This window comes from Rhodopseudomonas sp. P2A-2r (assembly GCF_026015985.1).
GTDB lineage: Bacteria > Pseudomonadota > Alphaproteobacteria > Rhizobiales > Xanthobacteraceae > Tardiphaga.
The window spans coordinates 4410068-4432186 of record NZ_CP110389.1; the positions used below are offsets into that span (position 1 = coordinate 4410068).

At 62.7% G+C, this 22119-nt stretch carries 21 protein-coding genes and 1 pseudogene; 12 read left to right on the plus strand and 10 right to left on the minus strand.

The features are described 5' to 3' along the window. Positions 1-75 precede the first annotated feature (75 nt). On the minus strand, positions 76-1035 hold the full coding sequence (dusA, locus tag ONR75_RS21360) for a tRNA dihydrouridine(20/20a) synthase DusA (RefSeq protein WP_265083755.1): 960 nt from the start codon (positions 1033-1035) through the stop codon (positions 76-78). Between the two features lie 229 nt (positions 1036-1264). Beyond that, positions 1265-1909, minus strand: coding sequence for a CGNR zinc finger domain-containing protein (locus tag ONR75_RS21365; protein WP_265079015.1), 645 nt, complete (start codon positions 1907-1909; stop codon positions 1265-1267). A gap of 231 nt (positions 1910-2140) precedes the next feature. Between ONR75_RS21365 and arr the strand changes: the two genes are divergently transcribed. The 3 genes from arr (at position 2141) to ONR75_RS21380 (ending at position 3777) form a co-directional block, all read left to right on the plus strand. After that, entirely contained in the window at positions 2141-2557 is a 417-nt protein-coding gene (gene arr, locus ONR75_RS21370; protein ID WP_265083756.1) for an NAD(+)--rifampin ADP-ribosyltransferase, read from the plus strand. 64 nt (positions 2558-2621) lie between these two features. After that, complete coding sequence (locus ONR75_RS21375; protein WP_265079016.1) at positions 2622-3047, plus strand: VOC family protein; 426 nt, start codon at positions 2622-2624, stop codon at positions 3045-3047. Positions 3048-3159: 112 nt separating this feature from the next. Continuing rightward, complete coding sequence (locus ONR75_RS21380; protein ID WP_265079017.1) at positions 3160-3777, plus strand: rhomboid family intramembrane serine protease; 618 nt, start codon at positions 3160-3162, stop codon at positions 3775-3777. A 66-nt stretch (positions 3778-3843) separates the two neighbouring features. Here the strand turns inward: ONR75_RS21380 and ONR75_RS21385 are convergent, their stop codons facing one another. Genes ONR75_RS21385 through ONR75_RS21400 form a run of 4 tightly spaced genes read right to left on the minus strand, consistent with a single transcriptional unit; the run spans position 3844 to position 9554 of the window. Continuing rightward, complete coding sequence (locus ONR75_RS21385) at positions 3844-4722, minus strand: SMP-30/gluconolactonase/LRE family protein (protein WP_265079018.1); 879 nt, start codon at positions 4720-4722, stop codon at positions 3844-3846. Positions 4723-4753: 31 nt separating this feature from the next. Next, positions 4754-6814: an ABC transporter permease gene (locus ONR75_RS21390; protein WP_265079019.1), complete on the minus strand. Its 2061-nt coding sequence runs from the start codon at positions 6812-6814 to the stop codon at positions 4754-4756. A 7-nt stretch (positions 6815-6821) separates the two neighbouring features. Next, the gene (locus ONR75_RS21395; protein ID WP_265079020.1) at positions 6822-8372 is read right to left on the minus strand and encodes a sugar ABC transporter ATP-binding protein; all 1551 of its coding nucleotides are present in this window, start codon (positions 8370-8372) and stop codon (positions 6822-6824) included. A 60-nt stretch (positions 8373-8432) separates the two neighbouring features. Further along, positions 8433-9554 (minus strand): sugar ABC transporter substrate-binding protein, encoded by a 1122-nt coding sequence (locus ONR75_RS21400; RefSeq protein ID WP_265079021.1) that lies wholly within the window; start codon positions 9552-9554, stop codon positions 8433-8435. A gap of 180 nt (positions 9555-9734) precedes the next feature. Here ONR75_RS21400 and ONR75_RS21405 point away from each other — a divergent pair, with 180 nt between their 5' ends. Further along, positions 9735-10421: a GntR family transcriptional regulator gene (locus tag ONR75_RS21405; RefSeq protein ID WP_265079022.1), complete on the plus strand. Its 687-nt coding sequence runs from the start codon at positions 9735-9737 to the stop codon at positions 10419-10421. 22 nt (positions 10422-10443) lie between these two features. Here ONR75_RS21405 and ONR75_RS21410 read toward each other — a convergent pair whose 3' ends face one another. Next, positions 10444-11220 carry an SDR family NAD(P)-dependent oxidoreductase gene (locus tag ONR75_RS21410; RefSeq protein ID WP_265079023.1) on the minus strand — a complete coding sequence of 259 codons (777 nt, stop codon included), beginning with the start codon at positions 11218-11220 and terminating at the stop codon, positions 10444-10446. Between the two features lie 177 nt (positions 11221-11397). Between ONR75_RS21410 and ONR75_RS21415 the strand changes: the two genes are divergently transcribed. The 6 genes from ONR75_RS21415 to ONR75_RS21440 all read left to right on the plus strand — a co-directional run bounded on the left by ONR75_RS21415 (position 11398) and on the right by ONR75_RS21440 (position 17386). Next, entirely contained in the window at positions 11398-12657 is a 1260-nt protein-coding gene (locus ONR75_RS21415) for an extracellular solute-binding protein (RefSeq protein ID WP_265079024.1), read from the plus strand. A gap of 96 nt (positions 12658-12753) precedes the next feature. After that, the gene (locus ONR75_RS21420) at positions 12754-13680 is read left to right on the plus strand and encodes a carbohydrate ABC transporter permease (protein ID WP_265079025.1); all 927 of its coding nucleotides are present in this window, start codon (positions 12754-12756) and stop codon (positions 13678-13680) included. Next, a complete protein-coding gene (locus tag ONR75_RS21425; RefSeq protein WP_265079026.1) occupies positions 13673-14524 on the plus strand; it encodes a carbohydrate ABC transporter permease in 852 nt (283 codons plus the stop codon). The genes ONR75_RS21420 and ONR75_RS21425 overlap by 8 nt, the downstream gene beginning before the upstream one ends. Before the next feature lie 45 nt (positions 14525-14569). Beyond that, on the plus strand, positions 14570-15667 hold the full coding sequence (locus ONR75_RS21430; RefSeq protein ID WP_265079027.1) for a Gfo/Idh/MocA family protein: 1098 nt from the start codon (positions 14570-14572) through the stop codon (positions 15665-15667). 13 nt (positions 15668-15680) lie between these two features. Then, complete coding sequence (locus tag ONR75_RS21435; RefSeq protein ID WP_265079028.1) at positions 15681-16322, plus strand: ThuA domain-containing protein; 642 nt, start codon at positions 15681-15683, stop codon at positions 16320-16322. 32 nt (positions 16323-16354) lie between these two features. Further along, positions 16355-17386, plus strand: coding sequence for a LacI family DNA-binding transcriptional regulator (locus ONR75_RS21440; RefSeq protein WP_265083757.1), 1032 nt, complete (start codon positions 16355-16357; stop codon positions 17384-17386). Positions 17387-17476: 90 nt separating this feature from the next. Here the strand turns inward: ONR75_RS21440 and ONR75_RS21445 are convergent. The 3 genes and pseudogenes from ONR75_RS21445 to ONR75_RS21455 all read right to left on the minus strand — a co-directional run bounded on the left by ONR75_RS21445 (position 17477) and on the right by ONR75_RS21455 (position 20602). Continuing rightward, positions 17477-18797, minus strand: a pseudogene (locus ONR75_RS21445) (UDP-glucose dehydrogenase family protein). A gap of 69 nt (positions 18798-18866) precedes the next feature. Continuing rightward, positions 18867-19742 carry an FkbM family methyltransferase gene (locus ONR75_RS21450; protein WP_265079029.1) on the minus strand — a complete coding sequence of 292 codons (876 nt, stop codon included), beginning with the start codon at positions 19740-19742 and terminating at the stop codon, positions 18867-18869. 53 nt (positions 19743-19795) lie between these two features. Continuing rightward, a complete protein-coding gene (locus ONR75_RS21455; RefSeq protein ID WP_265079030.1) occupies positions 19796-20602 on the minus strand; it encodes a sugar transferase in 807 nt (268 codons plus the stop codon). Between the two features lie 406 nt (positions 20603-21008). On the opposite strand from ONR75_RS21455, the gene ONR75_RS21460 reads away from it, so the two are divergent. Next, a complete protein-coding gene (locus ONR75_RS21460) occupies positions 21009-21254 on the plus strand; it encodes a hypothetical protein (protein ID WP_265079031.1) in 246 nt (81 codons plus the stop codon). A gap of 126 nt (positions 21255-21380) precedes the next feature. After that, entirely contained in the window at positions 21381-22112 is a 732-nt protein-coding gene (locus ONR75_RS21465) for a metallophosphoesterase family protein (RefSeq protein ID WP_265079032.1), read from the plus strand. The last annotated feature ends 7 nt before the right edge of the window (positions 22113-22119 follow it).

Sequence of the window (22119 nt, forward strand, 5' to 3'; positions counted from 1 at the left end):
CTGCGGCGCACCACGCCGCTGAGAAGCGGCGCAGTGCACCGCGTCCGGGGAACGCCCCTGGGCGGGTTGAATTCGTTACGCCGCCGCCTGCTCCGGTTCGCCAACCTCCACCAGCGCGATCGCCGCGCGCAGCACGTCGAGTCCCGCGCCGTGCTGCGTGCCGTTCTCGGCGAGATAGCGGCGGAACGCACGGGCGCCGCGCACGCCGTGGAACGCGCCGACGAAATGCCGCGTGATCGAATGCAGCCGCGTGCCCTGCGCCAGCTGGTCGGCGATGTACGGCATCATCGCCTCGAACACGTCCTTCATCGTCGCGTGCTGCGCCGGCTCCCCGAAAATATCCGGATCGACCGCCAGCAATCGCCACGGCTCCTGATAGGCGGCGCGGCCGAGCATGACGCCATCGACATGAGCCAGATGCGCGGCGGCCTCGGCGATGCCCATGATGCCGCCGTTGATGCTGATCGGCACATCGGGCATTGCCGCCTTCAGCCGGTACACGCGATCGTAGTCCAGCGGCGGCACGTCGCGGTTCTGCTTCGGCGACAGCCCGTTGAGCCAGGCCTTTCGCGCATGCACCACGAGGCCGTCGGCGCCGGCGGCCACCACCGCGCGGGCCAGCGCGTCGAGCGCCACTTCCGGATCCTGATCGTCGATGCCGATGCGGCATTTGACCGTGACCGGAACCTTGACCGCCGCCTTCATGGCGGCGACGCCGCGGGCGACCAGATCCGGCTCGGCCATCAGACAGGCGCCAAAGCGGCCGTCCTTCACCCGGTCGGAGGGGCAGCCGACATTGATGTTGATCTCGTCATAGCCGAAATCCGCGCCGATCCGCGCGGCCTCCGCGAGATCGGCGGGATCGGAGCCGCCGAGCTGCAGCGCCACCGGATGCTCGCTGGCGTCATAGCCGAGCAACCGCTGGCGATCGCCATGGATGATGGCGCCGGTGGTCAGCATCTCCGTATAGAGCAGCGCACGGCGCGTCAGCAGACGGTGGAACACCCGGCAATGCCGGTCGGTCCAGTCCATCATGGGCGCCACGGAGAATTTATTCATCATAACGGAGAGTCAAACCAGGTTTTGCCCCAAGGAAAGAGGCCGATGGGCAGCGGACGCAGGTAATGCGGTCGCCCTCATAATATCAGCAGGCTGCGAAAATAACAAAAATGCGGTGCGATCGGGGAACTCGAAGATTCCTGCATGCGCCGAAGCAAGCGCAATCAGTTCATCGGGACTGTACTGGTGACCGCGTTAGACAAGCTCACGTCTCAGCTATCATCCGGCTGCGAAAGCCACGCGCCTTGGCGCGGTTGCCGCAACTCTCCATCGAGCACCAGCGCCTCGGCTTGGAGCGGCTGGTGTTCAGGAAAAAGCCGCCGCATGGATCGCCTTCGCAACGTCCTATTTGGCGATCACCGGGGATAAGCGTGAGACTGGCGATAGCCAGGGCAATGCGGGCGACCGGCAGACGAACGATGTGTGCGCGATGCGCATCGACCGCCGACATCAGCAGGCGGGGATCCGCAAGTGCCGAAACCAACAGTGGCTCAAGGACGCCATCGGTTCTACTGCGCCCATCGAGCATTAGATCGCCGGTTCGCACATCAAGGCAGTCGCGCCAGGCGCTGCGCAGCGCGATGGCTGCAGCATGCGTTGCTTCGGCCTCGCTCCGCAAAGCCGGCGCGGGATCGATGAGCATGGCCATCTCCTGCTCGCTCAACAGTCCGGCGGGCACCGACCACGCCACCAGAGCCTGATAGTCCGGAAGAAAGTCGACCAGACGCCTGCCGCGCCAGTGCAGCGTGTTGGCGAAGTCGAGCGAGGGATCGCCCGCCAACATCCGTAGTCGTCCAACGGCGGAAAAGTAGGCGCGCGGCTCAGCGCTTGATTTTTCTAGCTTCTTCATGTAACCTTTTAATGGGTTATTATAGGAATTAGCAAGCGATATCCACGACATGCCTCAAGGAGGATCTTGCCAGAAACGATTGTCAGCGGTCGCGGGCGGCTTCCGGCAGCCACGCGTTTCACGCGAAGCACGCAAGAACTGCGAACGCTGAATCGCGTGGCGTCCATCGGCGGTTTGCAAGCCGCGTCCGATCTGAATTGCCCGTGTTGCCCGATCGAGGAGCCCCGCACGATGTCTGCTTCAGCAAGCACGTTTTCGCAGTCGTTCTTTCACGGCACCCGGGCCGATCTGCAACCGGGCGACGGCATCCTCGTGGGCTACGCATCGAACTTCTCCAAGACCCAGCCGCTATCTTGGGTCTATTTCTCCGGTACGCTCGATGCCGCCATCTGGGGCGCCGAACTTGCCGCGGGCGATGCGCCCGAACGGATCTACGTGGTCGAGCCGACCGGGCCGATCTTCGACGATCCCAATCTGACGGACAAAAAATTCCCCGGTAACCCAACGCTCTCGTTTCGTTCGCGCGATCCACTGAGAATCATCGCGGAAGTGAATCGCTGGCAAAGCCATCCACCTGAGCAACTGCGGCTCATGAAGGAAGGTCTGGCCCGCCTGGAGCGTGAGGGCTCGCAACCCATCATCGACTAACGATTCAAACGGCGGAGCCGGATCCGACCGTTGCAAGGTCAGCAGACATGGAGGGAAACAAGGCATGAAGATCACGAGCTACTACCCCGTGCTGATGGTCGATGACGTCTCAGCGACATCCGATTTCTACATCAAGAACCTGTCGTTCCGGGCCGCCTTCGCGGCTGACTGGTATGTGCATCTCCAGTTCAGTAGCGATCCGGCCGTAAACCTGGCGATCCTGAAAGGCGATCATGGGACGATTCCCGAAGTGGCGCGCGGACGCGCCGCGGGAGTCCTGCTCAACTTCGAAGTCGACGATGTCGACGCAATGTATGCCCAGGCGGTCGCGGACGGGCTGCCCATCCTGTTGTCGCTTCGCGATGAAGACTTCGGCCAGCGGCACTTCATCACGCAAGATCCCAACGGCGTGCTGATCGACATCATCAAGCCCATTCCACCGAGTGCAGCATTTGCCGCGCAATATGCCGACGGCGCCCTGCCACAGTGAAGGTTTTCACCTGGCGGACGCCGGGACATTTCATGCGGCGATGTGATCGGGATTGTCGATGAATCATCCGGCGATTGAAACGATCGAACGGACGTAGGAGAATTCAACGACCATGCAGTTCGCACTGCGGCGCATCCCCGTCTCGTGGATCTGGGCCGCCAGTATTGTGCTGGTGTGGATTTGTGTTTCCATCCGCTTGCAGCAACCGCTATGGGCGCAGCAGACGTCGCAGGCTCTGGTAGCGTTCGGGACACTGAAGGGCGGTGATTTTGCTGCATCCGAAGCGTGTCGGCTTGTCGCCTCGCAATGGCTGCACGTCAAATTCCTGCATATGCTGTTCAATGCGCTCGTGATCGCCGGCGTCGGTCAGTTCGCCGAGGTCCGCTTCGGGCGGTGGACCGCGGTATCGCTGGGTCTGGCCGGCGGTACGTTGGCCCAGTTGGTCACCGTTTACGCGCTGCCGGATGCCTATATTTCGGGTGCATCGCAGGCCTATCTGGCGCTGTGCGGCCTGGTCCTGGCGACGGGCGCCGTCCGTTCAGTGTGGTGGTGGATCGCCGTTGTCGCGGTTGCCATCGGCGCAGGCCTCGACCTGCTGGTCAGCGGCCACGCCACGATAAAGCCAGGCCACCTGGCCGGATTCGCATTTGGCGCGATCGCTGGCCTTGCGCTCCAGCTGGCCTGGCGGACCAGCTGGTTCGCAGGGGCGGGTGCGAAGCGCAGTGCGTGACCGCGTCATCGTCGGCAACAACGCCCGTGCAGCCTGAAGGGGCTGCAGCGGGTATGCGACAGCAACTCAGCCGCCGAAACGAGGTTCAGGCAGGCCCTTGATGCCGAGATCGTAGATCGCGAACAGGCTGCCGCGCAGCACGCCGTCGCCCGGAAAGCGCGGCAGCGGTTGCCGCGCCATCGATGTCACGAACAGAATGTCGAGATTCGGCCCGCCGAACATCACGCTGGTGATCTTCTTCACCGGCATATCGATGATGCGGTCGATCGATCCGTCCGGCGCATAGCGCACCAGCCGGCCATCATAGACCAGCGCGGTCCACAGATAGCCTTCGGCATCCACGGTGGAGCCGTCCGCAGCGCCGCCCTTCGATGTATCCACCTTGGCGAAGGTACGCCGGTTCGACACCGCGCCGGTCTCCTGGTCGTAGTCGTAGGCCCAGATCTCGCCGGACCATGTATCCTGGAAATAGAAGATGCGCCCATCCGGACTCCAGCAGGGCCCGTTGGAGCAGATGATGTTGCTTTCGAGCTTTGTGACCTTGAGGTCGGTAGACAGGCTGTAGAGGCTGCCACGCGCAGCTTCCTCGCTGGTGTCCATCGAGCCGGCAACGAAGCGGCCGCGCTTGTCGACCTTGCCGTCATTGAGCCGGTTGGACGGCAGATCCGGTTCCGGATCGTGCACCAGGGTGACGTTTCCGGTCTTGAAATCGAGCAGATGGAAGCCGCGCTGCAGCGACACCACCGCACTATTGCCGTCCTTGCGGATCGCCATCGAGCCGATCTTCTGCGGCACGTCCCAGGCGCGCAACTCGCGGCCGTCCGCAGTGGCGCGAAACACGCGGCCATCGAAGGAGTCGATCCAGTACAGCCGCTGCTGTTCGACATCCCAGAGCGGTCCTTCACCGAGCGTCGTCTTGACGTCCACCAGAACTTCGATTCGCATCACGTCCTCCCGTTCTTTCTTGTCGCTTTTCTCAACTCGATTTTTCCCGCAATGCGATGACCGCGCCGAGCACAACCACGCCATAGAGTATCGCACGGGTCGCATAGGGCAGCGTGGTTCCGGACAGCAGCGTCTGCAGCGCCGTGAGCAAAACCACGCCGCCGATCATGCCGAGAAAGCTGCCGCGCCCGCCGGTGATCAGCGCGCCGCCGACCACCACGACGGCGATGGACGGCAACAGATATTCGTCGCCCATGCCGAGGCTGCCCTGCCCGGAGAAGCCCGACAGCAGGATACCGACCAAAGCTGAGCACACGCCGGACAGAATGTAGACCCAGACGAGGGTCGCCTTGACCGGCACGCCGGAGAGTTCTGCCGGACGCTCGCCGTTGCCGATCGCATAGACGCGGCGACCGAACACGGTGCGGCCCAGCAGCACGGCGGCGCCGGCGACGAAGAGGATCAGGAACGGCACGACGGGCGTCACACCCGCGATCCGCCCGGTCATGAACCAGCGCAAGGCCGGCGACGCAAAGCCGTCCGGCGTGCCGCCCGAATAGACCAGCCCGATGCCCTGCAGGATGCCGTTCATCGCCAGCGTCATGACGATCGGCGACAGGCCGAGCGCGACGATCCCCAGTCCGTTGACGAGTCCGATCAACGCGCCGACACCGAGCACAACCGGCACCGCGTAGATCAAGGCGGCGTCCGCCCCCTTCAGCAGTCCGGCGCAGAGAATGCCGCACAGGCCGATGGCCCATGGCAGCGACAGATCGAGGCCGCCGGTGAGGATCACGGTGCCCTGACCAAGTGCGAGGATCGCCAGGAAACAGCCGAGCACCATGAGCGAGTCGTAAAACGCCCAGGAGAACACCGCATTCCCCAGCACCAACTGGGTGACGACCAGAACGATGATGAAACAGACATAGGCCGGCAGGCTGGTGCGCAGCACCTCGGCGTTGGCGCGCCAGAACGCGGGAGCCGCGAAAGCCGCAGGCGGCATCGGCAGTGCCAGCCGCATCGACGGCAGATCGAGCTGGCGCGGCAGCATTCCCGCGCGACGAGCGCGCGACCGCCGCACGATGGTGCGCAGCGTGGTGGCGAGCACCGACGTCCGTGTGAACGAGGACGCCAGCACGGCGAGGATCAGGATCGTCCCCTCGACGATGGAGGAATAGAAGGCCGGCACGTTGAGCACGAGCAGGATGTTCACGACCAGCATCAGCACATAGGCACCGAACACCGTGCCAATCAGACCGCCGCGGCCACCACCGAGCAACGTGCCGCCCAGCACCACCGCAGTGAACATCTGCAACAGCATCGGATTGCCGACCAGCGGGTCGCCCGAGCCGGTCTGCGCGCTGATGAAGACGCCGGCGAGGCCATAGAGGCCGCCGGCCAGCACATAGGTGAAGAACTCGTGCAGCGGCACGCTGAGGCCCGACGCGCGCGCGGCTTCCCGGTCCGATCCCACGGCGCGAATGGCCTTGCCGAACAGCGTGTTCTTCAGTGCCAGCCAAAGCACCATCAACAGCGCCAGCAGCAGCACCGGCATCGGCAGGACACCGGGGATGGCATCGCCGGTGAGGAATTGCGCAAAGCCCGGCGGGACCTGCCCGCCCGGCTTGTCCATCACCAGCAAAGTCACACCCTGCAGGATGAACATGGTGGCGAGCGTCACCACGATCGGTTGCAGCCGGAGCACCGCGATAAAGAAGCCATTGAAGGCGCCGGTGAGCGCACCGATGCCGATGCCCGCAGCGGTCCACAGCAGGATGCTCCCGACGCTGTCCTGCATCTGCCCGGCCAGCGTCACGTTGACGAGCGAGATCACGGCGGCCGCGGACAGGTCGAAGCCGCCGGATAACACCACGAGGGTCTGGCCGAGCGCGGCGATGGCAAGGGTGGCGCCGCCGGCAGCGAGCGTGCCGATCTCGTAGTAGCCAAGCGTGCTGCCGCTCACCAGCTTGACGATGGCAAGACAGATGACAAACACTACCACCGCGATCAGCGGGCCGCGCTGCCGCTCGATCCAGAGCTTGACCGGCGATGCGCTGCGCCGGGGAGACGCCAATGTCGTGATTGTGCTCATTGCAGATTCAGGCTGGCAGGCCCGCTCCCCAGGGTCGCGCGGAGGATGGCCCCTTCGTTGATGGCATCCCCTCAAGGTCCGCGGCGAGCCGGCCTTCGTACAGCACGAGAACCCGGTCGCACAGATGATCGAGCTCCGGGATCTCGGTGGAGTGAAACAGGATCGATCCACCTGCCGCAGCAAACTCGCGCATCAGGGCATAGATCTCGTTCTTGGTGCCGACGTCGATGCCGCGGGTCGGATCGAACAGCAGCAGGATGCGGCTATTGGCGAACAGCCACTTGGCGACCGCGATCTTCTGCTGGTTGCCGCCGGAGAACGACCTCACGCTGGTCCACAACGCGCGCGTCTGCACCTCGAGCCGGGCGAAGATCCGGGCCACGTCCACCGCCTCGCGCGCGGTATCGACAAGGCCGAACCGCGCGTAGCGGTCGATCACCGGCAGCGAGACGTTGCGCTGGCCATCGAGCTTCAGGAACAACGCCTCGGTCTTGCGATCTTCCGGGACCAGACCGATGCCGATCCGTGCATCGACGGCGTCGCGCGGCGACGTGAGCGTCACCGGCCGGTCGTCCACGCGGATCTCGCCCTGGCTCTCGGTCATGCCGAACAGGGCCGAGAACAATTCGAGCTGGCCCATGCCCTGAAGACCGGCGATGCCGAGGATCTCGCCGCGGCGCAGAGCGAAGGAGACATCGCTGAGGCGCTTGTCGGTGGCGAGATTTTTCACGGCCAGAACCGGCGCAGCCGACAGCATCGAGCGCGGCGGCTTGGCGGGAAAGGAATGGCCATCCGCCTTGCCGGCAATCAGCCCGATCAGATCCTCGTCGGTGACGTCGGACACCGCCTCGGTGGCGACGTGCTTGCCGCCCCGCAGCACGGTGACCCGATCGCAGAACGCGCGCACCTCGCGCATGCGGTGCGAGATGAACACGATGGTGGTGCCCCTCGCCTTCTGGCGCGCGATGATATCGCCGAGCCAGTCGATGTCGCGCCCCGACAGCGTCGAGGTCGGCTCGTCGAGCAGCAGGATTTTGGGATTGCGGAAAATGGCGCGCGCGATCTCGATCTTCTGACGCTCGTTGAGATCGAGATCGCGGATTTCTGCGGATGGATCGATGTCGCCGAGACCGAGCGCGTCGAGATGCGCGCAGACATCGCGCAGCGCCGCGCGCCGCCGGATCAGGCCCAGCGCGCCAACCGGCGGGTCGGGCAACAACATGTTGTCGAGCACCGTGAGATCGCGAACCAGGCTCAGTTCCTGAAACGCGGTCTGGATGCCCTGCGCATGGGAGGCGCGCGGCGAGCGCAGCGTCACGGGTTGACCGTGGACGACCAGGCCGCCGGTGGTCGGCAGGATCAGCCCCGACAGCAGCTTGACCATCGTCGATTTGCCGGCACCGTTTTCTCCGAGCAGCGCGTGGGTGTCGCCGGTGCGGATATCGAATCCGACATCGTTCAATGCGATAGTCGGACCGTAGATCTTGCGTATGTTACGGGCCGCGATGGCGATCGACGCATCGCTGACGCTACCGGCCTTGATGCGGTCGTGAGCCAAAAGGATGTCCTCGCAGAGTCGACGGGCAGAACGGGGGCGCCGTGGCGCCCCCGCAGGCGATCAGTTTTCCGGCTGGCCGACCAGCGCCGCGTCGAGACCGATCTCCGGCGTCTCGTTGGAGAAGATCGAGGCGAACCAGCCCGGGTTGGAGACGATCGATGCCTTGAAGGCATTGCAGCCGTCCTTCATTTCCTTCCAGCTGCCTTCCTGGCACAGCTTGATCGTCTCGTTGGTCACCAGCGGAAGCGGAAGCACCGTCTTCTTCGGGATGTCCTTGCCTTCGAGCTTGGCGACCGCCAGCTTCAAGGCCAGCGCGCCAGAATAGGGCGGCGAGGCATAGGAGATGCGTGGCGCGTTCATCGGCTTGTAGGTGCCGTTGGCGCCTTCGACCTCGGTGTTGACCGGCAGCATCTGGACCCGGCCGCCATTGGAGCCTTCACCGGCGCAGGGCTTCAGCTTGTCGATCGGGATCCCGGCCTCGACCTGCATCGTGTTGGCGGTGTAGCAACCGACCTGCATCCACAATCCGTCGATCTGGTCCCATTTGCGGGTGGCCAGCACCTTCGATAGTTCGGTGCGCGCGACCGCCTGACTCCACATCCCGACCGCCTCGTTGACGATCTTGATGTCCGGGTATTTCGCGAACACTTCCTTGGCCGCCTTGGTGCGCAGCGTATCGACGGAGGTACCGGGCACGCCGGTGATGGCAACGATATTGCCCTTGCCGTTGAGTTTCTTGACCAGCCATTCGGCGGTAACGCGGCCAGCTTCGACCTGGTCGATGGCGACATTGTAAGCGCAGGGTTCGGTGATCTCGCCGTCATAGGCGATCACAACAATGCCCTTCTCGCAGGCATTCTTGACCGCGGTGTTGAGCGCCGTCGGCGAGATCGGGAACACCACGATGGCCCTGGCGCCGGCCTGCACCATCGCATTGATCTGCTGGATCTGCTTCTGGGCGTTCGGGCCGGCCACCTGGACCTGGAGATCGACCTTGTCGGCCAAGGTCTTCGAGGATGCCATGGCCTTGATCATATTGGCGGCCTCGCCCTGCCAGTCGTTGCCGATGAAGCTCATCGACAGATAGACCTTGAATTTCTCGGCATGAGCCAAAGACGGCAGACCGGCGGTGACGGCCAAGCCGAGCGCGGCTGCACCTAATAGCGACTTCCTTTTGAACATCGTTCTCTCCCCTGATGCGATTGCTTGGTGATCGCCAGTTTCGGCGCCCTGTTTTTCTTTTGATCAAAGATCACAAATCAAATATAGATGCAAGCGTGGGCGATTGGTTTGCCCGAGCGCTTTGGCTGCCATGGCGACGGCGAATCCCACATACTGGCGCGAAACAATGGAAGCGGGCTGATGGCGCTATTGCGCAAACAATTGCAGGAATTGAGCTATTCGCCGGTGTCGCGGGTCACGGTGCAGGAGCATGTCTATGGACGGCTGCGCGAGTTGATCCTCAATGGCGGGATCGAGCCGGGCCGCACCGTGACGGTGGTCAGCCTGTCCGAGGCCTTCGGCGTCAGCGCCATGCCGGTGCGCGAAGCGCTGCACCGCCTGGTGGCAGAAAAAGCCCTGACCGTCGTGACCGGACGCTCGGTGGGCATCCCGCTGCTGACCCTGCAGCGTCTGCACGACTTGCGCCGTGTGCGCGTTGCCGTGGAAGGCACCGCGACGGAATGGGCGGCGCAACGCCTGACGGCGGGCGATCTTGCCGAACTCAGCGACCTGATCGACCAGATGGAGACGGCCAAGTCCGAGAAGAACAGGGAGGTTTATGTCCCCGCCAATCGCGATTTCCACTTCATGATCTACCGCGCCGCGGGTTCGGACACCCTGCTGTCGCTGATCGAGTCACTTTGGCTGCAGATTGGCCCTTACTTCAATCTGCTCAAGACCACCGACAACTGGCACACCGCCAATATCGAGCATCGGGCGATGCACGCGGCGCTGGCCCGCAAGGATGGCGCTGCGGCAAGGGAAGCGCTGACACGCGACATCGACGATGCCGAGATCGCATTGCGCGGGCTGATCACGCAAGCCTAGGCGCGGCTGGAGGTCGACGCCCTCACACCCATCCTCCGTCAACGACATATTGCTGATTGGTGCATGCACTGGCTTCGTCGGAGGCGAAGAACAATGTCGCGCGCGCGATTTCGTCGGGCACCAGCTTGCGCTTGAGGCACTGTCGCCGCATCAACTCAGCTTCGGCTTCGGGATTGAGCCACAGATCGATCTGCCGCTGCGTCATGATCCAGCCGGGCGCGATGGCGTTGACGCGGATGTTGTAGGGGCCGAAATCCCGCGCCAGCGACCGGGTCAATCCGAGCACGCCGGATTTCGCCGCCGTATAGGCGGCCATGCCGCCCTGCCCGACCATCCATGAGGTCGAACCGAAATTGATGATCGATCCGGCCTTGGCCTCGATCATGTCGGGCAGCACGGCTTGCGCAGCAAAGAACTGATGCTTGAGATTGACGGCAATCCGGTCATCCCAGAATTCCGGCGTCACTTCGAGCGCGGCGTGGCGCTGGTCATGCGCTGCATTGTTGATGAGGATCTGGACCGGCCCGAGCGCGCTGCGGATCCCGGCGATCGCGGCGCGCAGCGCGGCGATGTCGGTCAAGTCAGCCTGTTCGAAGTGAATCCGATGGCCTTGCTCCGATAACTCCTTGGCCAGTGCGCGTGACTCGGCGTCCTTGATGTCGATGAAGCCGACCCTGGAACCTTGCGCGGCAAAACGCCGGACAATGGCCTCGCCAATGCCGCTGCCGCCGCCGGAGACCAGCACGGTCTTGCTGGCCAGATCCGGATAAATCGCTCCCGCCGAGGTTACGCTTGTCATTGTCTTCTCCCTGTCGCGGCGCGTGGGCCCTTGAACTCTCTCTATCACATCCCGTTCATGGGTCACATCAAATGATGAGTTGCGCACCTCAATTCGCATGGCTAGGCTGGAGCACGTCGAGGAAACACGATCCATCAAAAGATGGACGGTTCAAAAACAGCGACCTGGGAGGACGGCATGAGGCACTTGAAACGGGCCGCTATGGCGGCGGCGTTGTTGATGCTGACGGCGAGTGTTGCCTCGGCACAGACCACCATTCGATGGCTGCATCTCGAGGTGAACCCGAACCAGGTGAAGATCTGGGAGGACGTCGCCCGCGACTTCGAGAGCAAGAACCCCGGCGTCAAGATCGAGATGCAGTTCCTCGAGAACGAGGCCTACAAGGCCAAGCTGCCGAGCATGCTGCAGTCGAAGGACCGGCCGCAGATCATCTACAGCTGGGCCGGCGGCGTGTTGAAGTCGCAGATCGAGGCCGGCGTGCTCGAGGACATCGCCGCGCCGCTCGGCGACACCAGGGATCAGCTGGCGCCAGCGGCGGTGAGTGCCTTCACCCAGGACGGCAAGATCTACGGCGTTCCCTTCGCGCAGTCCGAGGTCGGATTTCTCTACAACAAGGAACTGATGGCCAAGGGCGGCGTCGACGGCGCCAGCATCAAGACCTGGGATGACCTGCTCGGTGCCGTCAAGAAGCTGAAGGCCGCCGGGGTCACGCCGTTGATGGTCGGCGGAGCCGACAAATGGCCGATCCATTTCTACTGGACCTATCTGGCCGTCCGCATCGGCGGCAAGCCCGCCTTCGAGGCCGCCTTGCGCGGCGAAAACGGCGGCTTCGCAGGCGACACTTTCGTCAGGTCAGGACAGTTGTTCAAGCAACTGATCGACCTCGCGCCGTTCCAGAACGGATTTCTCGGCTTCAAGAATCCGCAGGCCATCGGCGCTTTCGGCGACGGCAAGGCGGCGATGACGCTGGCCATCAGCACCAGCTATCACACGCAACGCGCACTGGCGGCCGACAAGAAGGGCATCGCCGACGACAACCTTGGCTGGTTCGATTTCCCGATGGTGGCAGGCGGCAAGGGTGCCCCCACCGATACGCTGGGCGGGATCAATGGCTGGCTCGTCACCAAGGGCGCCCCGAAGGAGACCGTGACGTTCCTGAAATACTTTGTCTCACAGGACGTTCAGAAAAAGCTCGCCGCAGGAAATTTCCTGATCCCGGTCTACAAGGGCGCCGACGAAGGCCTCGCCAGTACGTTGATGCGCACCATCGCGCAGAATCTCGCGAAGTCGAAATATCATCAGAACTTCTACGACCAGAGCCTCGGCCCCTCCGTGGGCCGCGTCGTCAACGACGTCACCGCCGAAATCGCCGGCGGCAGCATGACGCCTGAGGCCGCCGCCAAGGCGATCCAGGATGCGTTCAAGCAGGGCAATTGATATGAGGGAAGCTCATCAACGCGGCGCTCTCCCTCCGCTTCCCCGGCAAGGCGACGACGAGCAGTTCATGCGGCAAACGCTCCCCTCGCCCGCCCCATGACCCTGCTCAATCCCCACGCCATCGGCCCGTCGATGCGCCCGTTCGCCATGCGCCGGCCGTCCAGCTCCGGAAAGCTCACGGCCGCGCTGCTGTTCCTGCCGCCAGCGCTGCTGCTGTTCACGCTGTTCGTGGTGACGCCGGTGGTCGAGGCCGCGTGGTATTCGGGATTTAACTGGAACGGTTTTGGCACGCCGAAGAACTGGATCGGGCTCGACAATTATCGCTTCGTGTTCGACAGCCGCGCCTTCGGCCTCGCCTTCCGCAACAACATCCTGATCATCGTGGTCTCGCTGCTGGTCCAGCTGCCGCTCGCCCTGTCGCTGGCCCTGATCCTGGCGAACAGGTTTCGCGGCGCGGTGGCCCTGCGCATGCTGTTCTTCATGCCCTACATCCTGGCCGAGATCGCCACCGGACTCATCTTCTCCTTCGTCTATGACGGCGACTACGGCCTGCTCGCCGCCATCTTCCGGGTGTTCGGCGCGGAGGCGCCGCATCTGCTGGCCAGTCCGCAGACCTCGATGCTGGCGATCCTGATCGTGGTGGTCTGGAAGTATTTCGGCTTTCACATGATGCTGTTCATCGCCGCCTTGCAGGGCATGGACCGCAATCTGGTCGAAGCCGGCCAGATCGACGGCACCACGCGCTGGCAGAACCTGCGCTACATCGTCCTTCCCTTGCTCTACCCGACCATCCGGCTCTCGGCGTTCTTTGCCATCGTCGGCTCGCTGCAGCTGTTCGACCTGATCATGCCACTGACCCGCGGCGGGCCGGCGGATTCGTCCCATACCATGGTGAGCTTCCTCTATACCTTCGGCGTCATGCGGATGCGCGTCGGCTTCGGCAGCGCCGTTGGCGTGATTCTGTTTTTGATCTGCGTCACCTTCGCCTTTACCTATAAACGCTGGATGATGCGCGATGAGTGACCAGGTCGCATTCTCGGACGGCCGGTTCGACCGTGTCGCACTCGGCAAGGTGCTGTTCCTCACCGTGGTGGCGGTCTTCGTCGCTACGCCGCTGATCGCCACCGTGCTCGGTGGCTTCAAGTCGATCGGCGAGCTGCGCACCAACCCGTTCGGCCTGCCTCAGGCCTGGGAATGGCAGAACTACGGCGGCATCCTGCTGTCGAAACGCTACTGGCAGCTGCTCGGCAACTCCCTGATCATCTCGACGCTGACGGTGATCCTGACGCTGATCGCAGCCTCGATGGCCGCCTTCGTGTTTGCGCAGATCAGGTTTTTCGGCAGCAACATGCTGATGAGCTACATCACCATGGGATTGCTGTTCCCGGCGGCGACCGCGATCCTGCCGCTATTCATCGAGGTGCGCGATCTCGGCCTGCTCGATTCCTATTTCGGCGTCGTGCTGCCGCAGGTGGCCTTTGCGCTGGCCATGAGCATTCTCCTGCTGCGGCGCTTCTTCAAGGACATTCCCTATGAGCTGCTGGAGGCGGCACTGGTCGACGGCTGCAGCTATATCGACTTCTTCCGCTACGTGACGCTGCCGCTGTCGCGTCCGATCCTGGCCACCGTCGGCACCATCGTTTTCGTCAACAGCTGGAACTCATACCTGATCCCGCTCATCATGCTGAACAGCGACGAGCTCTATCCGTGGCCGCTGGGCATCATGGTGTATCAGGGCGAGTATTCCTCGGAATGGCACCTGATCCTGGCCTTCGTCACCCTGACCATCCTTCCCACCATCGTGCTGTTCCTGTTCGCGCAGAAGCACATCGTCGCCGGCCTCACTGCGGGGGCGGTCAAGGGCTGAGCCTTACGACAACAACAAGATCGAACCTCTCGAAGCGGAGTTCTTATGAGAAAAGTCGGCATCGGCGTCATCGGCTGCGGCGTCATCAGCAAGGCCTACATGACCGCGATGAAGCAGTTCGCCAACATCGAGCTGCGCGCGGTCGCCGATATGCGCGCCGCTCCCGCCGAGGCACGAGCGAAAGAATTCGGCGTGCCCGGCATGCGGGTCGACCAGCTACTCAAGCGCGACGATATCGAGATCGTCGTGAATCTGACGGTGCCGCTGGCCCATACCGATGTCAGCCTCGCAGTGCTCAATGCCGGCAAGCACGTGCATTCGGAAAAGCCGCTGGGCGTCGACATGGTCGAGGCCCGCAAGGTGATGGATCTCGCCGCGCGGAAGAATCTGCGCGTCGGCTGCGCGCCCGACACATTCCTTGGTGGCGGCCATCAGACGGCGCGCAAACTGATCGACGACGGCGCCATAGGCACGCCGGTGGCCGGCACCGCCATTTTCGCCTGCCCCGGCCACGAACGCTGGCATCCGGCGCCCGGCTTCTATTATCTGCGCGGCGGCGGCCCGATGCTCGACATGGGGCCGTATTACATCACCGATCTGGTGCAACTGCTGGGCCCGATCGCTTCCGTGATGGGCAGCGCGTCCAAGCCGCGGCTCGAACGGCTGATCACCAGCCAGCCGCTCAATGGCACGCTGATTCCCGTCGAGGTCGCGACCCATGTCACCGGCACGCTCGAATTCGTCTCCGGCGCGGTGATCTCCATCACCATGAGTTTCGACGTGCCCAAGCACAAGCATGCACCGATCGAAATCTACGGTTTTGCCGGCAGCCTTCTGGTCCCCGATCCCAACCGCTTCGGCGGCGAGGTCAACGTCGCCAGGACGGGCGGCGAGTGGGAAACGCAGCCTTATAGCCACGGCAATACCGAGGGCGAATTCCGCTCCATCGGCGTCGCCGACATGGCGGCCGCCATCGTCAACGACCGGCCGCACCGCGCCAGCGGCGCATTGGCGCTGCACGTGCTGGAAGCCATGGAGGCGTTCCAGATCTCGTCCGACCAAGGACGGCGCGTCAAACTCGAAACCACCGTCGAAAGACCGGCGATGTTGCCGCCGGGACTGCCGACCGGACAGATCGACTGACAAGGATGGAAAGATGCGTGAAGCGATGATCGTATGGGGCGGCTGGTCCGGCCATGATCCGGACCTGTGCGCCTCGATGATACGGGGCTGGCTGAAGGCGGAAGGTTTCAGCGTCAGGATCGAGACCTCGACGGAGGCGTTCCTCGACCCGGCGATCACGGACCTGTCCTTGATCGTTCCCATCTACACCATGTCGAAGATCGAGAAGCCGGAGGCGCTGGCCTTGTGCGAGGCGGTCAAGGGCGGCGTCGGACTGGCCGGGCACCACGGCGGCATGGCCGATGCGTTTCGCGATTCCGTCGATTACCAGTTCATGTGCGGGGGGCAATGGGTTGCCCATCCCGGCAATATCATCGATTACAAGGTGGACGTCACCCGCCCCGACGATCCGGTGATGACCGGGATCGACAGCTTCGAACACAGGTCAGAGCAATATTACATGCATATCGATCCGGCCATCGACGTGCTGGCGACCACGACGTTCAACGCGGATCACGCCCCCTGGATCGAGGGGGTCGTCATGCCGGTGGTGTGGAAGAAGCGCTTCGGCGAGGGCCGGGTGTTCTATTCATCGCTGGGCCACCGCGCCTATGAACTCGATGTCCCGGAAATCCGAACGCTGATGACGCGCGGCATGCTATGGGCCGCGCGATGACGACGGAGGGCCAGCACGTGGAAGATCAGCGCATGTCCGGCCGCAGGGCAACGCTCGAAGACGTCGCCCGCGAGGCCGGCGTGTCATTGGCCACTGCCGACCGCGTCGTCAACCGGCGCGACGGCGTCCGCGGACGGACCATCGCCCGCGTCGAAATGGCGGTCGCCAGGCTCGGCTATCGCGCCAATGCCGCAGCGATGCGGCTCGCGCGCAATGAAAGCTACCGCTTCGCCTTCCTGCTGCCATCCAACGCCAACAGCTTCATGTCAAACCTGTCCGCGCAGGTCGAGCGCGCGTCCGGCTGGCTGGCGAGCCAGAACGGCTATATCGACTTGATGCATGTCGACGTCTTCGATCCGAATGCGCTGGCCGAAGCGCTGGACCGGCTGTCGCCGGACTACCAGGGTGTTGCCACCGTCGCACTCGACCATACCCGCGTGAGGGCCGCGATCGACGACCTCGTTGCGCGCGGCGTCCATGTCGTCACGCTGGTCTCCGACGCGCCCTCCTCGCGGCGCGCGCATTATGTCGGCGTCGACAATCCCGCCGCCGGCCGCACCGCAGCGTCGCTGATGGGCCGCTTCCTCGGCGGCCGAAAAGGCAAGGTCGGAATCATTGTCGGGGCGATGGCGCTGCGCGACCACGCCGAGCGGCATTTCGGATTCCATCAGGTATTGTCCGGCGAATATCCCGACCTGGTGGTGTTGCCCGCCGGCGAGGGCCGCGACGACAGCAATCAGAACAGCTCCCTCACCGCGGCCTTGCTGCGCGAACACCCCGACCTGGTCGGCCTCTACAATGCCGGCGCCGGCAACGAGGGCATCGCCTCGGTGCTGGAGACCTCCGGCCGCGCCCGCGACATCGTCTGGATCGCCCATGAGTTGACGGCCGACACGCGGCGTTTCCTGCTGAATGCCACCATCGACGCCATCATCAACCAGGATCCCGGCCACGAAGCCCGCTCCGCGGCGCGCGTGCTACTCGCCCATTGCCTGGGTGAGCCGATCATTCCCGATCAGGAACGGATCCGCATCGAGATTTTCGTCAGAGACAATCTGCCGTAGGACGACGAACCGGGCTGTTTCGTCGTCCTCGCTCTTGCGACATTTGCTCTGCCTGCCCGAAATCGGTCCCCGCGCCCAACACGTTGAGCTTCAATAGGCGAGCGGGCTCGGTCGACCGACACCGCAATACAGGAAACCGTTTCGCGCAACTTCATCGGGTGAATAGATATTGCGGAGATCCACAATGACCGGACAGGCCATGATCGCTGCAAGCTCTTTCAGGTCGAGCGCCCTGAACTGTTCCCATTCCGTCACGATCACCAGTGCATGGCTGCCCTTGGCGCATTCATAGGCGCTGTCACAGAAGGCGACATTCTCGAAGACCTTCCTGGCCTCATCCATGCCGACGGGATCGTAGATGCGAACATCCGCGCCCATATCCTGAAGCGCCGTGATCAACGGGATGGACGGTGCATCCCGCATGTCATCGGTATTGGGCTTGAACGTGACACCGAGCACGGCGATCGACTTGCCGCGGATGTTGCCGCCGAAGGCACCGGCCACCTTCCGGGCCATCGCACGCTTGCGCTGGTCATTGACCGCCACCACCGTCTCGATGATGCGCAACGGCGCCTCGTTGTCCTGCCCGGTTTTGATGAGTGCAAGCGTATCCTTGGGAAAGCACGATCCGCCAAAGCCGGGTCCCGCATGAAGGAACTTGAGGCCGATTCTGATTGTCCAGACCGATGCCCCGCGCCACCTCTTGCACGTTCGCGCCAACCTTCTCCGCAAGGTCGGCGATCTCGTTGATGAAAGCGACCTTCATGGCAAGAAAGGCGTTGGCCGCATATTTGGTCAACTCCGCCGTTCGCCGATCGGTATAAAGAATCGGCGACTCGTTGAGATGAAGCGGCCGATAGACCTCGGCCATGACCTTTCGCGCGCGCAGGTCTTCAGTGCCGATGACAATGCGATCGGGGTGCTTGAAATCCCGGATGGCCGCGCCCTCCCGCAGGAACTCGGGATTCGAGACGACCGCAACATCCTTGTTCGAATTCGCGCTGCGAATGATGTGCTCGACCTCATCGCCGGTCCCAACGGGCACCGTCGACTTGGTGACCACGACCGCAGAGTCGGAGAGAAACCCCGCAATCTCCCGCGTCGCCGCATAGACATATGACAGGTCCGCATGGCCGTCGCCGCGACGCGACGGCGTTCCGACGGCGATGAACACGACCTCCGCATTCTCGACGGCAGCCTTCATGTCGCTGACAAAGTGCAGGCGCCCCTGCCTGATATTGGCGGTGACAAGCTCGGACAGTCCGGGCTCGTGGATCGGAATCTCTCCGACGTTCAGTTTGGCAATCTTCTGCTCGTCATGATCGACGCAAGTGACATTGTGTCCGAAGTCGGCAAAGCACGCCCCCGAGACGAGCCCGACATAGCCGGCGCCCACTATGGCAATATGCATTCAAAGTCCTGTCTGATTGTTGGTTCATCGTCTGGCCCGGCGATGGTCGCAGACCCGGCGGGCTCGGAATCAGCTGGCGAGGATCGACTCGCCGTCGAGATGGCGCGGGAAGAAGAAGAAATTGTTGACGTAGGATCGGCCGTCCTTGCGGCCGCCGTTCGGCAACAGCGCACTCGGATCCTGCAATTGATCGGAGCTGAACTGGTCGACCGACATAATCTGGTCGTCCTTCAGAAAGAATCCTCGGTAGGATCTGTCCTGAAAGAACTCGAACACCGATTTCGTCGCCTTCGCGCGATGCCGGTCCTCCGCCTCGACGAGGAACACCGGCTGACAGCGATCGATCAGGCCGGTTGCGCCGTGGAGCACGTTCAATTCGTGGCCCTCCACGTCAATTTTCACGAATGCGACGTCGCCTTCGACGGCGGTGTCGAGGCGGGCTTTCGGCACATTGATTGATATGACCCGCGCGATCGACGATTGCAGCTGCGGCTCTAGCGACGCAAGGCCATGCACCGAGCCTCTCTCACCTTGCGGAATGTATAACTCCGCCTCGCCATTTTGATCCGACAGAGCGACTTCATGAATGGTCACATTGGCAGCCGAGGTTCGGCGAAGCAGTCCGGCCATGTCGTGCGACGGTTCGAAGGCGTCGACCTGCTTCGAAAGGCGCGCCAGCTGTTGTGTATAAAGCCCACAATTTGCCCCGACGTCGACAGTCCTGGCACCCTGCGGCACGATCTTTCCAAGGTATGACAATTCACGTTCCGCAGTCTTTGGACGTCGGGCAAAATGCCACTGCAGCCAAACGGCCGGAAAGCTTTGCTTGAGAAATTCTTTCGTTCGTTGCTTGGTATTCATAGTTGGTCCCCTTCGTATTGCCAGACATTCGAACGGCTTGCAGGCGCTTTCGGCAGCCTCCAACCCTCGCTTGACCTGCGTCATTTCAGGCGACGCAGAGTACTCTGCGCGCGAACGATGAATTCATGGTCGGTTGTTCAGAACGCGCTGCCCGACAGAAACTCGCGGCGAATGGTGCGAGCGATAATGGCGATGTCCATGCGCAACGACCATTTTTCGATGTAGTCGAGGTCGTAGTCGATCCGCGCAATGGCAAGCTCTGGCTCTACCGTGCTGCCCCGGCACCCGCTCACCTGTGCAAGACCGGTGATTCCCGGCCGCGTCGTATGCCGCTGGAAGTAGTACGGCACGAGATCTTCATACGGCACATCCGCGGCAAGCATTCCGGGAACGTGGGGCCGCGGTCCGACCAACGACATGTCGCCCTTGACGACATTGATCAGCTGCGGAATTTCATCGAGGCTGGTCATTCGCAGAATCTTTCCCACGCGGGTAACCCGCGAATCGCCCTGCACCGCCTGCTTCGTTCCCGCATCGCAGGCATCGCTTCGCATGGAACGGAACTTGTAGATCTTGAACGACCGGTTCCGATAGCCGTAACGATACTGCTGGAACAGCACAGGCCCCGGCGACGTCGCCTTGATGGCTATCGCGATCGCGATCCACAACGGCGCAAAGAACAGCAGCGCAGCGCTTGCAGCCGTCACATCGAAAACCCGTTTCCCGATCGAGGTGGACGGTTCCGCCCGGGCCGACGCGAGACGGCGCTGGATGCGATGCTTGACATGACCGGCGTATGCAACGGGACGCACCGAAATCGAACGCCGCTGCTGCCAACGCGGCGTGGTGTTGTCCTGATTCAAACGGGCTATCGAGAATGTGGAGACCATTGCGCTCGCTTTCTGTTGGACCTCGGGAATGCCAAGAACGGCAGCACGCACCATCGTCTAGCGGGACCGCCGCCACATTCCGACGACGGGATCGAACATCAAAACCGCTGCTGGAACGCCTGCAGCAATTCTTAGCGAAGTGTTTCGCAACTTGATGAGCGAATTGCGGCGGTGCAGCGATTGTCGCTGCCTAATTGTTTGCAACGCGCCATCGAACTACGCCGGCATAAGATGATTGATTTGCAAGTCGAAGCATTTAGCGGCTGCTGCCCGCAAAATGCGCTGCGTTCACATCGATCCAGTCATGCACATTCGCGATAGCGCCCCACGTGCGCCACCTCTGCGCTCGGCGGACGCGCTTCGCCGGCGCCATACAGGTTCCACCTCGGCATTCATTAAAAGCTAAGCGTTCCAAATTATTGTGCTAGTCTTATCAGGCCTCTCGCGCGTCGGCTCCTCCATGATCGCCAAGCTTAAAACGACTCAGACGACGCAGCAGGCCGATCCCCTCACCACGGCCACAGTGGTGATTGCGCCATTCACGGACAAAAAACCTTTTGACGTTAGGCCTCCAGGGAATCGCCCGGCCCCTGTCCGCCCTGCGGAATCCGAGATCTCGCGACGCAGACTGCGAAATCTCTTTATACTGGCGAATGCCATCGTCTGGATCGTCATCATTGTGGCCGTCCGCCTGATCTTCTTCTAGATCCGAATAACGAACGACATCTGATTCCGCTCGCTGCTTGCGCGTCCACCGCAGCGGCCGCACATTGAACTCGAGGCCGCCTGCGAATGATTGACCGCAGGCGCGATCCGTGACGACACTCCGGCAATGAAACAGCGTTTGGCCACAATCCCGCATCCCCTCCCCGCTTCGCTTCCGGCGCAGACGCGCATCTACGCCATCGGTGATATTCATGGCCGCGCCGACCTCCTCGCCGAGATCGTTGCGCGGATAGATGAAGACCTGGACCGCAGACCCATCCGGTATTCAGCCGAGGTTTATCTCGGCGATTACATCGACCGTGGCCCGGATTCGAGCAGGGTGATCGATCTGCTGGCAACCCGACTGGTCGGAAACCGCGCGGTATGCCTTCGCGGCAATCATGAAGCCATGCTGGAAGCGTTCCTGCGGGATCCCGCGGCCCTGGCGGAGTGGCTGCCGCTCGGCGCTCGGCAGACGCTCGCCTCGTACGGACTCTCAGGAATTGATCAGCAGAGGCCGGAGAGTCTGCACCGTCAGTTCCAAGATCGTTTTCCGCGTGCGCATGACCTGTTTTTGCAGTGTCTCCGCAACAGCTACAGCTGCGGAGACTTTTTCTTCGTGCACGCAGGCATTCGCCCCAACGTGCCGATCGAACTGCAGGACCCTCACGACATGATGTGGATTCGCGATGAATTCCTCAGCGCCGCACACAGCCATGACAAATATATCGTGCATGGTCACACACCGGTTCCGCATCCCGATATTCGCAGCAACCGCATCAACATAGATACCGGTGCATGGCGATCCGGCGTCTTGACGTGCATCGCCATTGAAGGCGATGCCATCATGTTCCTGTAGCGCCGAA

Excerpts from the sequence above, each read along its gene's own strand:
- dusA (WP_265083755.1), bottom strand. The coding sequence starts at position 1,035 with ATGATGGACTGGACCGACCGGCATTGCCGGGTGTTCCACCGTCTGCTG.
- ONR75_RS21365 (WP_265079015.1), bottom strand. The coding sequence starts at position 1,909 with ATGAAGAAGCTAGAAAAATCAAGCGCTGAGCCGCGCGCCTACTTTTCC.
- arr (WP_265083756.1), top strand. The coding sequence starts at position 2,141 with ATGTCTGCTTCAGCAAGCACGTTTTCGCAGTCGTTCTTTCACGGCACC.
- ONR75_RS21375 (WP_265079016.1), top strand. The coding sequence starts at position 2,622 with ATGAAGATCACGAGCTACTACCCCGTGCTGATGGTCGATGACGTCTCA.
- ONR75_RS21380 (WP_265079017.1), top strand. The coding sequence starts at position 3,160 with ATGCAGTTCGCACTGCGGCGCATCCCCGTCTCGTGGATCTGGGCCGCC.
- ONR75_RS21385 (WP_265079018.1), bottom strand. The coding sequence starts at position 4,722 with ATGCGAATCGAAGTTCTGGTGGACGTCAAGACGACGCTCGGTGAAGGA.
- ONR75_RS21390 (WP_265079019.1), bottom strand. The coding sequence starts at position 6,814 with ATGAGCACAATCACGACATTGGCGTCTCCCCGGCGCAGCGCATCGCCG.
- ONR75_RS21400 (WP_265079021.1), bottom strand. The coding sequence starts at position 9,554 with ATGTTCAAAAGGAAGTCGCTATTAGGTGCAGCCGCGCTCGGCTTGGCC.
- ONR75_RS21405 (WP_265079022.1), top strand. The coding sequence starts at position 9,735 with ATGGCGCTATTGCGCAAACAATTGCAGGAATTGAGCTATTCGCCGGTG.
- ONR75_RS21410 (WP_265079023.1), bottom strand. The coding sequence starts at position 11,220 with ATGACAAGCGTAACCTCGGCGGGAGCGATTTATCCGGATCTGGCCAGC.
- ONR75_RS21415 (WP_265079024.1), top strand. The coding sequence starts at position 11,398 with ATGAGGCACTTGAAACGGGCCGCTATGGCGGCGGCGTTGTTGATGCTG.
- ONR75_RS21420 (WP_265079025.1), top strand. The coding sequence starts at position 12,754 with ATGACCCTGCTCAATCCCCACGCCATCGGCCCGTCGATGCGCCCGTTC.
- ONR75_RS21425 (WP_265079026.1), top strand. The coding sequence starts at position 13,673 with ATGAGTGACCAGGTCGCATTCTCGGACGGCCGGTTCGACCGTGTCGCA.
- ONR75_RS21430 (WP_265079027.1), top strand. The coding sequence starts at position 14,570 with ATGAGAAAAGTCGGCATCGGCGTCATCGGCTGCGGCGTCATCAGCAAG.
- ONR75_RS21435 (WP_265079028.1), top strand. The coding sequence starts at position 15,681 with ATGCGTGAAGCGATGATCGTATGGGGCGGCTGGTCCGGCCATGATCCG.
- ONR75_RS21440 (WP_265083757.1), top strand. The coding sequence starts at position 16,355 with ATGTCCGGCCGCAGGGCAACGCTCGAAGACGTCGCCCGCGAGGCCGGC.
- ONR75_RS21450 (WP_265079029.1), bottom strand. The coding sequence starts at position 19,742 with ATGACGCAGGTCAAGCGAGGGTTGGAGGCTGCCGAAAGCGCCTGCAAG.
- ONR75_RS21455 (WP_265079030.1), bottom strand. The coding sequence starts at position 20,602 with ATGGTGCGTGCTGCCGTTCTTGGCATTCCCGAGGTCCAACAGAAAGCG.
- ONR75_RS21460 (WP_265079031.1), top strand. The coding sequence starts at position 21,009 with ATGATCGCCAAGCTTAAAACGACTCAGACGACGCAGCAGGCCGATCCC.
- ONR75_RS21465 (WP_265079032.1), top strand. The coding sequence starts at position 21,381 with ATGAAACAGCGTTTGGCCACAATCCCGCATCCCCTCCCCGCTTCGCTT.